General features: G+C 51.4%; 14 protein-coding genes. 12 read left to right on the forward strand and 2 right to left on the reverse strand.

The genetic code is table 11. From position 1 onward, the window contains the following. Nucleotides 1–34 precede the first annotated feature (34 nt). The gene (gene hslR / locus PUN32_RS07775) at nucleotides 35–412 is read right to left on the reverse strand and encodes a ribosome-associated heat shock protein Hsp15 (protein WP_274722537.1); all 378 of its coding nucleotides are present in this window, start codon (nucleotides 410–412) and stop codon (nucleotides 35–37) included. Nucleotides 413–641: 229 nt separating this feature from the next. Between hslR and gspC the strand changes: the two genes are divergently transcribed. From gspC to PUN32_RS07835, 12 genes are read left to right on the forward strand one after another with little or no spacing between them, the layout of a single operon-like run. Next, nucleotides 642–1,553 (forward strand): type II secretion system protein GspC, encoded by a 912-nt coding sequence (gene gspC / locus PUN32_RS07780; protein WP_274722538.1) that lies wholly within the window; start codon nucleotides 642–644, stop codon nucleotides 1,551–1,553. Nucleotides 1,554–1,595: 42 nt separating this feature from the next. Continuing rightward, nucleotides 1,596–3,620, forward strand: a complete 2,025-nt coding sequence (gspD, locus tag PUN32_RS07785; protein WP_274722539.1) for a type II secretion system secretin GspD — start codon at nucleotides 1,596–1,598, stop codon at nucleotides 3,618–3,620. Beyond that, a complete protein-coding gene (gene gspE / locus PUN32_RS07790; RefSeq protein ID WP_274722540.1) occupies nucleotides 3,620–5,131 on the forward strand; it encodes a type II secretion system ATPase GspE in 1,512 nt (503 codons plus the stop codon). Before gspD ends, gspE begins: the two co-directional genes overlap by 1 nt. After that, entirely contained in the window at nucleotides 5,131–6,351 is a 1,221-nt protein-coding gene (gene gspF, locus PUN32_RS07795; RefSeq protein WP_274722541.1) for a type II secretion system inner membrane protein GspF, read from the forward strand. Before gspE ends, gspF begins: the two co-directional genes overlap by 1 nt. A 49-nt stretch (nucleotides 6,352–6,400) precedes the next feature. Next, entirely contained in the window at nucleotides 6,401–6,856 is a 456-nt protein-coding gene (gene gspG, locus PUN32_RS07800) for a type II secretion system major pseudopilin GspG (RefSeq protein WP_274722752.1), read from the forward strand. A gap of 29 nt (nucleotides 6,857–6,885) precedes the next feature. Next, nucleotides 6,886–7,467 carry a type II secretion system minor pseudopilin GspH gene (gene gspH / locus PUN32_RS07805; protein ID WP_274722542.1) on the forward strand — a complete coding sequence of 194 codons (582 nt, stop codon included), beginning with the start codon at nucleotides 6,886–6,888 and terminating at the stop codon, nucleotides 7,465–7,467. Continuing rightward, the gene (gspI, locus tag PUN32_RS07810; RefSeq protein WP_274722543.1) at nucleotides 7,457–7,810 is read left to right on the forward strand and encodes a type II secretion system minor pseudopilin GspI; all 354 of its coding nucleotides are present in this window, start codon (nucleotides 7,457–7,459) and stop codon (nucleotides 7,808–7,810) included. The genes gspH and gspI overlap by 11 nt, the downstream gene beginning before the upstream one ends. Beyond that, a complete protein-coding gene (gene gspJ / locus PUN32_RS07815; RefSeq protein WP_274722544.1) occupies nucleotides 7,797–8,489 on the forward strand; it encodes a type II secretion system minor pseudopilin GspJ in 693 nt (230 codons plus the stop codon). Before gspI ends, gspJ begins: the two co-directional genes overlap by 14 nt. Before the next feature lie 5 nt (nucleotides 8,490–8,494). Then, on the forward strand, nucleotides 8,495–9,508 hold the full coding sequence (gene gspK / locus PUN32_RS07820) for a type II secretion system minor pseudopilin GspK (RefSeq protein ID WP_274722545.1): 1,014 nt from the start codon (nucleotides 8,495–8,497) through the stop codon (nucleotides 9,506–9,508). Next, nucleotides 9,477–10,688 (forward strand): type II secretion system protein GspL, encoded by a 1,212-nt coding sequence (gspL, locus tag PUN32_RS07825; protein ID WP_274722546.1) that lies wholly within the window; start codon nucleotides 9,477–9,479, stop codon nucleotides 10,686–10,688. Before gspK ends, gspL begins: the two co-directional genes overlap by 32 nt. 9 nt (nucleotides 10,689–10,697) lie before the next feature. Beyond that, entirely contained in the window at nucleotides 10,698–11,207 is a 510-nt protein-coding gene (locus PUN32_RS07830) for a type II secretion system protein M (RefSeq protein ID WP_274722547.1), read from the forward strand. Between the two features lies 1 nt (nucleotide 11,208). Continuing rightward, nucleotides 11,209–11,967, forward strand: a complete 759-nt coding sequence (locus PUN32_RS07835; RefSeq protein WP_274722548.1) for a type II secretion system protein N — start codon at nucleotides 11,209–11,211, stop codon at nucleotides 11,965–11,967. A gap of 74 nt (nucleotides 11,968–12,041) precedes the next feature. Here the strand turns inward: PUN32_RS07835 and cysQ are convergent, their stop codons facing one another. Beyond that, on the reverse strand, nucleotides 12,042–12,881 hold the full coding sequence (cysQ, locus tag PUN32_RS07840) for a 3'(2'),5'-bisphosphate nucleotidase CysQ (protein ID WP_274722549.1): 840 nt from the start codon (nucleotides 12,879–12,881) through the stop codon (nucleotides 12,042–12,044). Nucleotides 12,882–13,002 lie beyond the last annotated feature (121 nt).

Genomic DNA, 13,002 nt, shown 5'->3' on the forward strand with positions numbered 1-13,002 from the left:
ATGTGTCGTCATAAGGAATTGTCCGGCTATTTACTTACTGATGGATAAATTTGAGTAGATCTCGACGCTGTTTTTTATCAGGACGTTGATCGGAACTCGGGTTGAGTTGGCGCATCATCGCTTGGCGCTCTCGTTGCTCGATGCTGTCTGCGGTTTCGCGATACAGCAATTGCGCTTCTGGTGCGCCACGCCGTTGATCAGTGATTTTTTCGATGATCACCGTTTTTTGGTCATGACCTTGGCGTAGGGTGAGTTGTGCGCCCAGCTCGACTGACTTACTGGGTTTCGTGCGTTGGCCATTATAGTGAACTTTGCCACCCTCGACCATATTTCGCGCGATGGCTCGGGTTTTGTAAAATCGGGCTGCCCACAGCCATTTATCCAGCCTTATACCATCGGGATTGGAACTCATTGGCATATTTCCTCTCTAAGCTGGTTATGCTTTAAACTATTGACCGCTTAACAATGGTGTTTGCTGCCCAGTTTTTCAAGCAAGTCGACAATTTAACGTTTGAGACACTTGGTGTTATTTAGCTTGTGATATATTGCTGTGTTGACATAACGTATTGAAAAACTGCTGTAGCGCCCGATTTGGGTAACATTGGGTGTTATAACTACAGCAACAAATGACGTGGACATTTATGGAATTTAAACAACTGCCGCCGCTCGCGAGTTGGCCGCGTTTAGTGAGCGAGCGAGCGCTGCGTTGGCAAAAACCGATCAGTCAAGGATTGACCCTCTTCTTGTTGGTGGTCGCTGCGTGGATGGTGGGCAAAATGGTGTGGTTAGTCTTGGCAGAACCAGTGCCAGTACCGCGTTGGCAGCCAACCCCACTCGCACTAAAAAGTGAGCGGCAATCAATCGATATCAGTGGCTTACAAAGCGGCGCACTGTTTGGCACCTTTGAGCCGACCAAACCACCCGTGGTGGTGGCTCCCGTGGTAGTTGATGCGCCTAAAACTCGCCTAACCTTGGTGCTTTCCGGAGTGGTTGCCAGTAATGATCCACAAAAAAGTTTGGCGGTGATTGCCAATCGAGGCGTGCAAGCCACTTATGGTCTCAATGAAGTGATTGAAGGCACGCAAGTTAAACTGCAAGCGGTGTTGGCCGATCGCGTGATCATCAGTAATGCCGGACGTGATGAAACTCTAATGCTGGAAGGGCTGGATTATACCGCCTCAACGGCTGCGGCTGCGCCGAATAATTCCGCGCCCGCTACGCAACCCAAGGCGGAGCCAACTTCGCAAGAGACTCTCGATACGATTCGTGAAGCGATCGCGCGCAATCCGCAGGAACTGTTTCAATATGTGCGCCTTTCTCAGGTTAAGCGTGATGAGAGGGTGATTGGTTATCGTGTCAGTCCCGGCAAAGATGCCGCGCTGTTTGAGTCGGTCGGCTTGCAAGCGGGCGATGTGGCCGTGGCGCTCAATGGTATGGATCTCAGTGATCCGAATATTATGAATAGTGTATTTCAGTCAATCAACGAGCTGACCGAAATCAGTCTAACGGTTGAGCGCGATGGTCAACAATATGATGTTTATATTCAATTTTAACACTCAGCTCAGTGCGAGCTTAGTGAGGCAAGGGAGTTCCCAGTGAAAGTGTGGCTGAAAAAAAGTTCATGGTTATTGGCCGGCAGTTTGCTGTCGATGCCGTTAGTCGCGGTGGCAAACCAGTACAGTGCCAGCTTTAAAGGCACGGATATTCAAGAGTTTATCAATATTGTTGGACGTAATCTGGAAAAGACCATCATTGTTGACCCTTCCGTGCGCGGCAAAGTCGATGTGCGCAGTTTTGATACCTTAAATGAAGCGCAATACTACAGTTTCTTTTTGAGTGTGCTGGAAGTGTATGGTTTTGCCGTGGTCGAAATGGATAACGGCGTGCTCAAGGTGATCAAATCGAAAGATGCCAAAACCTCAGCCATTCCAGTTCTCAGTGGTGATGAGCGTGCCAATGGCGATACGGTGATCACTCAAGTGGTGGCGGTAAAAAATGTATCGGTGCGTGAATTGTCGCCGCTGCTGCGCCAACTGATTGATAACGCAGGGGCTGGCAACGTTGTGCATTACGATCCGGCCAATATTATTTTGATCACTGGCCGAGCCGCAGTCGTCAATCGCTTAGCGGAAATCATTCGCCGCGTCGATCAGGCGGGCGATAAAGAGATTGAAGTGGTTGAACTCAATAACGCGTCGGCAGCGGAAATGGTACGTATTGTCGAGGCGCTCAGCAAAACCACCGATGCGCAAAATACCCCAGAATTTTTAAAACCCAAGTTTGTGGCCGACGAGCGGACTAACTCGATTTTGATTTCCGGTGATCCGAAAGTGCGTGATCGACTCAAGCGTTTGATTAAACAGCTGGATGTCGAAATGGCGACCAAAGGTAATAACCGGGTGGTGTACCTTAAATACGCCAAAGCCAACGATATGGTCGAAGTGCTAAAGGGCGTATCCGACAATTTGCAAGCCGAGAAAGGCACTGGTCAGGCAAACAATTCCAAGCGTAACGAAGTGATGATTGCCGCGCATGTGGATACCAATTCGCTAGTGCTGACGGCCCCGCAAGATATTATGAATGCGATGTTGGAGGTGATTGGTCAATTGGACATTCGCCGCGCGCAAGTGTTGATTGAAGCGTTGATCGTCGAAATGTCCGAAGGCGATGGGATTAATTTGGGCGTGCAGTGGGGGTCGCTGGAAAGCGGCTCGGTGATCCAATATGGCAACACGGGTGCTTCGATTGGCAGCGTGATGATTGGTCTTGAAGAAGCCAAAGACACTACAGAAACTACCGCAGTTTATGATTCTGATAATAATTTCTTGAGAAATGAAACCACCACCACTAAAGGGGACTACTCTAGCTTAGCTTCAGCACTGTCTGGCTTGCAAGGTGCGGCGGTCAGTATTGCGCTTGGTGACTGGACGGCGTTAATCAGTGCGGTATCGAATGATTCCACCTCAAACATCCTCTCCTCGCCCAGCATCACGGTAATGGATAATGGTGAAGCCTCATTTATTGTCGGTGAAGAAGTGCCGGTGATCACCGGCTCAACCGCAAGCTCAAGCAATACCAACCCATTCCAAACCGTAGAGCGTAAAGAGGTCGGGATTAAGCTCAAAGTGGTGCCGCAAATCAACGAAGGTGACTCAGTGCAGCTCAACATTGAGCAAGAGGTGTCCAATGTGTTGGGGGCCAATGGCGCGGTTGATGTGCGTTTTGCTAAACGTCAGCTCAACACCTCGGTAATGGTACAAGATGGTCAGATGCTGGTGCTCGGTGGTTTGATTGATGAAAGAGCGCTAGAGAGTGAATCCAAAGTGCCACTGCTCGGCGATATTCCGCTGCTTGGTCAACTGTTCCGCTCGACCAGTTCACAGTTGGAAAAGAAAAATCTGATGGTGTTTATCAAGCCAACCATTATTCGTGATGGTATGACCGCGGATGGCATCACCCAGCGTAAATACAATTATATTCGGGCTGAGCAACTGTTCCGCGCGGAAAAAGGCTTGCGCTTGCTGGATGATGCCAGTGTGCCTGTGCTGCCAAAATTTGGCGCGGATCAGCTTCATCCACCAGAAATTCAAGCCTTTATTGAACAGATGGACCTTAAATAATGACTGAAATGGTGATCTCTCCAGCACAGCAACCGTTGATCCGTCGCCTGCCGTTTAGCTTCGCCAATCGGTTTAAGTTACTGCTCGATTGGAATGAAGATTTTTCTCAGGCCACCATCTACTATTTAGCGCCATTGTCGATTGAGGCGCTGGTCGAAACCAAACGCGTGGTTAAACACGCGTTTCAACTGCAAGCCTTGGCCCAGAACGAGTTTGAACTCAAGCTGACCCAAGTCTATCAACGCGACTCATCGGAGGCGCGGCAGTTGATGGAAGATATTGGGGCCGACAATGATGATTTCTTCTCGCTGGCTGAAGAGTTGCCACAAAACGAAGATTTGCTGGAAAGTGAAGATGATGCGCCGATCATTAAACTGATCAATGCGATGCTGAGCGAAGCGATCAAAGAAGGGGCATCGGATATTCATATCGAAACCTTTGAAAAAACCTTGTCGATCCGCTTTCGGGTCGATGGGGTGCTGCGTGAAGTATTAGCGCCGAGTCGCAAACTCTCATCACTACTGGTGTCGCGGGTGAAAGTGATGGCCAAGTTGGATATCGCTGAAAAACGGGTGCCGCAAGATGGGCGTATTTCACTGCGCATTGGTGGCCGAGCCGTGGATGTGCGGGTGTCGACCATGCCTTCGTCCCACGGCGAGCGAGTGGTGATGCGCTTGCTCGATAAAAATGCCACGCGGCTTGATCTGCACAGCTTGGGCATGACCGCGCAAAACCATGACAATTTCCGCCGCTTGATCGCGCGTCCCCATGGGATCATTTTGGTCACCGGACCGACCGGCTCAGGTAAATCGACCACCTTGTACGCTGGTTTGCAAGAGCTCAACAGCAGCGAGCGGAATATCCTCACCGTCGAAGATCCGATTGAATTTGATATTGACGGCATCGGCCAAACCCAAGTTAATCCACGGGTGGATATGACCTTTGCCCGCGGTTTACGCGCCATTTTGCGCCAAGATCCCGATGTGGTGATGGTTGGGGAAATTCGTGATTTGGAAACCGCGCAAATTGCTGTGCAAGCCTCGCTGACTGGTCACTTAGTGATGTCGACTTTGCACACCAATACTGCGGTGGGCGCGGTGACCCGTTTGCGCGATATGGGGATTGAGCCGTTTTTGATCTCTTCATCGCTGCTTGGCGTGCTGGCGCAGCGCTTGGTACGCACGCTGTGCGCCGATTGCAAACAGCCTTATGAAGCAGATAAAGAGCAGCGCAAACTGTTTGATAGCAAGAAAAAAGAGCCGCTGATCCTCTACCGAGCGACCGGTTGTGCCAAGTGTAATCACAAAGGTTATCGCGGCCGAACTGGCATCCATGAACTGCTGTTGGTGGATGATGCGTTGCAAGAGCTGATCCATAGCGAAGCGGGTGAACAGGCGATGGAAAAACAGATCCGCGCGACTACGCCAAGCATTCGTGATGATGGTCTAGACAAAGTTCGCCAAGGCATCACTTCGCTGGAAGAAGTGATGCGGGTGACCAAGGAGTCCTGATGGCGGCGTTTGAATACAAAGCGTTAGATAGCAAAGGGCGTCATAAAAAAGGCATCATTGAGGGTGATAATGCGCGTCAAGTGCGGCAGCGCCTCAAAGAGCAAGGCTTAGTGCCGATTGAAGTGTTGGAAACCCAAGCGAAAGCGGCGCGCAATCGCCGCCAAGGTTTGGGCTTTAAGCGTGGGATTAGCACTCCAGATCTGGCGCTGATCACTCGTCAGCTATCCACCTTAGTCCAATCGGGAATGCCACTGGAAGAGTGTTTGCGTGCGGTGGCCGAGCAGTCGGAAAAGCCACGTATTCGCAGCATGTTGGTGGCGGTGCGCGCCAAAGTGACCGAAGGTTATACCTTGTCCGATAGCTTAGCCGATTACCCGCAAGTGTTTGATGAGCTGTTTCGCTCGATGGTTGCGGCTGGCGAAAAATCCGGACATCTCGATTCGGTATTAGAGCGTTTGGCCGACTATGCGGAAAATCGGCAGAAAATGCGCTCCAAGCTGCAACAAGCGATGATCTATCCGGTGGTGCTGGTGGTGTTTGCAGTCGGTATCGTGGCTTTTTTGTTGGCGGCGGTGGTACCTAAAATTGTCGGGCAATTTGTACAAATGGGGCAAGCCTTACCGGCTTCGACCCAGTTTTTGCTCGATGCCAGTGACTTTTTACAGCATTGGGGCGTGTGGCTAGTGATTGGCTTGCTCGTGCTGATCTACCTACTGCGCTATGCGCTGACTAAGCCGGATCTGCGTTTGGCTTGGGATCGGCGCGTGATCCGCCTGCCGATGATTGGCAAAATCGCGCGCGGTCTTAACACCGCACGTTTTGCACGCACGCTGTCGATTTGTAGCTCCAGTGCGATCCCGATTTTGGATGGCATGCGGGTTGCGGTGGATGTAATGACCAATCAATTTGTCAAACAGCAGGTGTTAGCCGCGGCGGAAAATGTCCGCGAAGGCTCCAGCTTGCGCAAGGCGCTTGAGCAAACCAAATTGTTCCCGCCGATGATGCTGCACATGATCGCCAGTGGTGAGCAAAGTGGAGAATTGGAAGGCATGCTGACCCGCGCGGCGGATAACCAAGATCAGAGTTTTGAATCAACGGTCAATATCGCGTTGGGGATTTTTACCCCCGCCTTGATTGCATTAATGGCAGGCATGGTGCTGTTTATTGTCATGGCAACCCTGATGCCGATTTTGGAAATGAATAATTTAATGAGTCGTTAAGTCGCCGCGTGCGATGGAGACGAAATAGTGTGGAGTAGCTATGAAAACAATGCGTAAAGCAATTCGGAAACCGATCGCTCAGCAAGCGGGTTTTACCCTGCTCGAAGTGATGGTGGTGGTGGTGATCCTGGGCATTTTAGCCAGCTTTGTGGTGCCAAACTTGTTGGGTAATAAAGAGAAAGCCGACCAACAAAAAGCGGTGACCGATATTGTGGCGCTGGAAAATGCCCTCGATATGTACAAGCTGGATAACAGCGTCTACCCAACCACAGATCAAGGCTTAGAAGCGCTGGTGAGTAAGCCAAGTAACCCTGAGCCACGCAACTATCGTGATGGGGGTTATATTCGCCGTCTGCCAAGAGATCCATGGGGCAATGAGTATCAATATTTGAGTCCTGGTGATAAAGGCGCATTGGATATTTTCACCTTAGGCGCGGATGGCCAAGAGGGTGGTGAAGGTCCGAATGCCGATGTTGGTAACTGGAACATTCAAGATTTTCAATAAACTTGCACAATAAGGTATCAATCCAATCCATGACAGCGACGCGCGGTTTTACGTTACTGGAAGTGTTGCTGGTGCTGGTGTTGGTGGCGGTCAGTGCGGTGGCGGTGATCGCCACCTTGCCGGTGTCGGTCAACGATGAAGCCAAAATCAGTGCCCAGAGTCTCTATCAGCGCTTACTTTTGCTTAACGAAGAAGCGATTCTGAGTGGGCAAGATTTTGGGGTGCGAGTCGATGTTGAGGCGCGGCGGCTGACCTTTTTACAATTGAGTGCGGATCAAGGCTGGCAGAAGTGGCAAAGCAATAAAATGACCAATCAAACCACGCTCGATGGCAACTTACAGCTTGAGCTACAACTGGGCGGCAGCCGTTGGCAAAATGATGAGCGACTGTTTAATCCCGGTACGTTGTTTGATGAAGAGATGTTTACTGAGCAGCAAGCGACTAAGCAGGAGCGCCCGCCGCAGCTGTTTGTGCTATCGAGTGGCGAAGTGACGCCATTTACGCTGCGCATTTTTCCCAAAGGGCAACCACGCGATGAGCAGTGGCGAGTCAGCGCGCAAGAAAATGGTACCTTGCACCTGCTGGCGCCGGGAGAAAGTGATGAACCATAAACGCGGTTTCACTTTGCTGGAGGTGTTGGTGGCGCTGGCGATTTTTGCGACGGCGGCAATCAGTGTCATCCGCTCGGTCAGTCAGCACATCAATACGGTCAATTATTTGGAAGAGAAACTGTTTGCGGCGATGGTGGTGGATAACCAGATGGCGCAAGTGATGCTTAATCCGCGTGCGCTAGCGGCGCGTGAGGGCAGTGAGCAGATGGCCGGCCGAACCTGGTATTGGAAACTCAGTCCAGTACCCACGGCCGACAATCTGCTCAAAGCCTTTGATGTGAGTGTGGCAACCGAAAAAGGGGCGACCCCGGTCGTGACGGTGCGTAGCTATGTTGCCAATTAAGTCTCGGCGCACGCTATCGCGGTCTGCGCACGCTAAGTTAGCGGGCCAGCAGAGCGGCGGATTCACCTTAATTGAAGTGTTGGTGGCGATAGCGATCTTCGCCAGTTTGAGCATTGGTGCTTATCAGGTGCTTAACCAAGTGCAGCGCAGCAATCAAATTTCGGCCGAACGCAGCGCGCGCTTGACCGAGTTACAACGCGCGCTGGTGATCATGGACGCCGATTTTCGCCAGATGGCACTGCGCCAATTTCGTACCGATGGACAAGCGCCGAGTGAATTGTTGCTGCAATGGCAAGCGTCTTTGCTCGATTCGGATCAGCATGGCTTGCTGTTTACCCGTCTGGGCTGGCATAACCCACAGCAGCAGTTTCCACGCGGCGAGGTGGCGAAAGTCGGCTACCGAATTTATGAGCAGCGTTTAGAGCGTATCTGGTGGCACTATCCGGATACTCCTGTGGGTCAGTCTGGCTTGGTGACACCGTTATTAACCGGTGTTGAGGATTGGCAGGTGCAGTTTTATCAACAAGGCGAGTGGCGCACGGAATGGTCAACCAAGCATGCATTGCCTGAGGCAGTTAAAGTGATGCTGCAGTTGCAAGATTATGGTCAGTTGGAGCGGATTTATTTGACTGGCGGAGCGACCCTCAATCAGGCTGAGAGTAGCAATAATGGTAGTTAAGCATAATGGTCGTTAAGCAGCGCGGCGTAGCGCTGATTGTAGTGTTACTGCTGCTGGCGGTGATGGTGTCGATTGCGGCTACGATGGCTGAGCGCTTGTTTAGCCAGTTTCAGCGCGCCACCCATCAACTCAATTACCAGCAAGCCTATTGGTATAGTATCGGGGTCGAAGCCTTGGTCAAAAAAGGCATTGAGCAGAGCTATCAAGATAGCCAGACGATCAATTTAAGTCAGCCGTGGGCGACCCAGCAGCAAACCTACCCACTCGATTATGGTCAAGTGAGCGGTAAAATTCGCGATATGCAAGCTTGCTTTAACCTTAACGCGTTGGCGCAGGTCAAGATCAGTGCCGATAGCGTGCAAAAGCCATATTTATTGCGGGTGTTACAAGCGCTGAGCGAAGAGTGGCAAGTCGAGGGGTATTATTTGGCGGAAACCATCGCCGATTCGACACTGGAATTTATTGATGCTGATGACTCAGTACGCACCGCCTATGGGGTTGAAGACAGTTACTATCAATCGATGCACCCAGCTTATCTGGCGGCGGATGCTTGGTTAGCCGATGCCAGCGAATGGCGTGCGGTGCAGCAAGTGAGTGGTGAGTTAATGCAGCAAGCGCTGCCTTATCTGTGTGCGCTACCGACCGAGCAGTGGCGTTTGAATGTGAATACCTTGCCTGCTGAACAAGCGGCGCTGTTGGCGGCGATGTTTAGCCCTGCTTTGAGCCGTTCGAGCGCTAAAACCTTGTTGGAAGGGCGCCCGTTTGATGGTTGGGCAAGTGTGGAAGATTTTCTGGCCGAGTCGGCGCTCAATGGCGTCGAGCAAGCAACACGCACCGAGGCGCAAAAATACCTCAGTGTCGATAGCCATTATTTTGAATTAGATGCTCAGGTGTTGGTCGATGCTTCGCGTGTGCGGATCCGCAGCCTGTTTTACAGTAACGATAAAAAAACTGCGACGGTGGTTAGTCGTCGCTTTGGAGGGATCAGTGAGCGAGTTTCTGACCGTTCGACTGAGTAGTCAAACCGAGGCCGAAATCCCTTGGTTAGTATGGTCTAGCGAACTGCAGCAAGTGATTGCTAGCGGTGAAGTGGCTGGCTGGCAAGCTTTACATGAGCTGGAAAGCTATGCGGCCGAGCGTAGCGTATTAGTGCTGCTGGCGGCCAGTGATCTGATCTTAAGCCGAGTGGCGATCCCGCCCGGTGCGGCGCGGCAGTTGGAGAGCATGTTGCCCTATTTGCTGGAAGATGAGATCGCACAAGATGTTGAAGAGTTGCATTTTTGTGTGCTCAGTAAAGGGCGTGACAGTGCCGATGTGGTCGGTGTGGATCGCCGCTGGTTCGCTGCTTGTTTAGAGCAGCTGAGCGAATGTGGCTTGTCAGTGCAACGCGTGCTGCCCGATGTGCTGGCGGTTCCTCGTGTTGACGCCGGTTTAAGCGCATTGCAATTGGGTGATGAGTGGTTAGTCCGTAAAAGCGACACCCAAGGCATGGCACTCGATGCTCAGTGGTTAAGTTTGCTCGCCAGCGATGCTTGGGTAAAGCAAGATGATCAGTATCTGCCACTGCACGCTTTCACGCCATTACCCTCGTTAGCCTTGGCTGAGCAGCAAGAGTGGCACGATCAGCCAAGTGGTTTAGTCATGCAACTGCTGACCCAAGAAGCATTGAGTAGCAAATTTAACCTGCTCAGTGGCCGGTTTAAGCCACAATCGTCTTGGCTGCCTCATTGGCGAATTTGGCGCAAAGTTGGCATCGCCGCTGGGTTATTGGTCGCGGTGACGATCGGCCATAGTGTGTTGCAAGCCCATCAGTATCAGTTACAAGCCGATGCTTACCGTGCGCAAAGTGAGCAAATTTTCCGGACTATTTTTACTGATCGGCAGCGTATTCCAACCGTGACCTATTTAAGACGGCAGATCAGTGATGAGTTAGCGCGCTTATCTGGCACTTCCAGTGCAGGCAGCCTATTACACTGGCTGACGCCGTTACCGAGCGCATTGAGTGGAATTAATCTGCAACTGCAAAGCATTAAATTTGATGGTAATCGCAATGAAGTCCGCCTAGAGGCGACCAGTCGTGATTTCCAAAGTTTTGAGCAAGCACGTACCCAGCTTGAGCAGCATTTTGTGGTCGAACAAGGCCAAGTGAATAAAAATGGTGAGCAAGTGTTTGGTGTGTTGCTGGTTAAGCCAAAGTAAGGCGAAAGGATGAAACCGTTATTAGCTTCGATACAGGCTTGGTGGCGCAGTGTTACGCCGCGCGAGCAAAAAATGCTGTTGGTGAGTGGCGGGTTAGCGCTCATCGCGATCAGTTACTGGGGCGTGTGGCAACCGCTAGAACAGCGTACCACTCAAGCACAAGCGCGTTTGCAGAGTGAAAAACAGCTGCTGAGCTGGGTGAGTGATAATGCCAACCGGATTGTGACTTTGCGTGGTCAAGCTGGGCAAGGTAGTGGTGGGCAAGCGGCGACTAATCAGTCACTCAATCAGGTGATCACTCAATCGACTCGTCAGTTCAAGATTGAGTTGATTCGAGTACAGCCGCGCGGAGAAATGATGCAAGTGTGGATCCAGCCACTGCCGTTTACCCAGTTGGTGGCTTGGATTGCCGATTTGCAACAGCGACAAGGGGTGAGTGTGGATGTGATCGATATCGACCGCGGTAAAGAGAGCGGGTTGGTTGAAGTCAAGCGCTTACAGTTAAAGCGAGGCGCTTAAGATGCGGCGTGCGATAGCTTATAGTGGATTATTTTCGGCGGTGGTGTTGGTCAGTGTGCTAGCACATCTGCCAGCGCAGGTCGCATTTAAACCGCTACCGTTGCCAGAGGGTTTACAGCTCAATGGGATTGAGGGCACATTGTGGCAGGGCAAAATCGCCCAAGTACAGTGGCAACAAACCAATCTTGGCGATCTGAACTGGGATCTGCATCTGAGCCGTTTACTGCTGGCACGGCTGCAAGCCGATGTGCGTTTTGGGCGAGGCAGTATCAATCAACTGCGCGGTAAAGGCGTGGTTGGGGTTGGCTTAACGGGTCCTTATGCTGATCACCTACTGCTGTCGTTACCCGCCGAGCAAGCGTTGCCGTGGCTTAGTTTGCCGTTCCCCTTAACGGTACAGGGGCAGTTGGAATTAACGTTGCAACACTATCGCTTCGCTCAACCTTATTGCCAGCAAGCGCAAGGCAGTTTGGTTTGGTCTACGGCACAAGTTGTCTCGCCACTAGCGACGTTGGATCTCGGGAATGTACTGGCAGATTTCAGTTGCCAAGACAGTGTCATCACCGCGCAAGGTGGCCAGCAAACTGAGCAGGTCAGCAGTCAGTTTAACCTGACGCTACAGCCAGATCATCGTTACCAAGTGCAAGCATGGTTTCAACCGCAAGATGCCTTTCCTGATGGCTTAAAGCCGTCGTTGAACTGGTTACCCGCTCCTGATGCACAAGGCCGTTATCGGTTTAATCCGCAAGGGCAACTTTAAGCAATAACCTTGATCAATCACTTTTAGCAATGACGTTAAGTCATAGTTTTGAGTAAGATTACGGCCTCGCTCGGTTAGATGATTTTATCGCTCGGCAAATTCAGGATTGCAGACCAAGGTAAATTGGCATCGCCGAGCACAATGAAATCTGGGTTTTGTAAACTTTCGCGCTGATTGTAGGAGAGCGGCGCTAACTGGGTGCTAACAATGCGGCCACCGGCTTGTTCGACAATGCATTGGGTGGCGGCGGTATCCCATTCACCGGTGGGACCAAAGCGGAGGTAGCAATCGACCGCGCCTTCTGCCACTAAACAGGCTTTCAATGCTGCAGAGCCCAGTGGTAGCAGATCGTAATGCCATGTGCTGTTGAGGCGGTGGGTGATCTGATTGATGTCTTGGCGACGACTGATCGCGATGCTCAATGAATGATCAACGGATTCGCGTTGGTAAGTTTGGATTGGCACACTCTGCGCCTGATCGGCAATTTTCCATGCTCCTTTACCGGCATAGGCGTAGTAAGTCACGCCGGATACCGGGGCATACACCACGCCCATCACCGGCTGATTATGCTCCACTAGCGCAATAATGGTCGCAAACTCGCCGCTGCGTTCGATGAACTCTTGAGTGCCATCCAATGGATCAACCAGCCAGTAACGCGGCCAAGCTGCACGGGTAGCCAGTGAGATCTCGGCATCCTCTTCGGAGAGGATTGGAATGTCTGGAGTTAACTGCTGTAACTGTTGGCACAGCAATTGATGTGCCGCTAAGTCGGCACTGGTCACTGGCGTGGCATCACTTTTGGTGAACGCTTGATAGGATTGGTGTTGGTAAATATCTAAAATCAATTGCCCTGCCGCTTGGGCGATACCAATTACTTTCGGCAGTAAGGATGAGAAATCGTGGGTGGTTGTCATAATCACTCCCAAGGTTGGTGATTTATCTCCGTTCTACTTGAAATTGCCGCGGTATTGATTGGTACTCATAAACTTCATCACATCGTTATCTATGCTCAGAGGTTTTGTTCCTTGGTCGTCT

It is taken from the genome of Vibrio chanodichtyis (assembly GCF_028863985.1).
Taxonomy (GTDB): domain Bacteria; phylum Pseudomonadota; class Gammaproteobacteria; order Enterobacterales; family Vibrionaceae; genus Vibrio; species Vibrio chanodichtyis.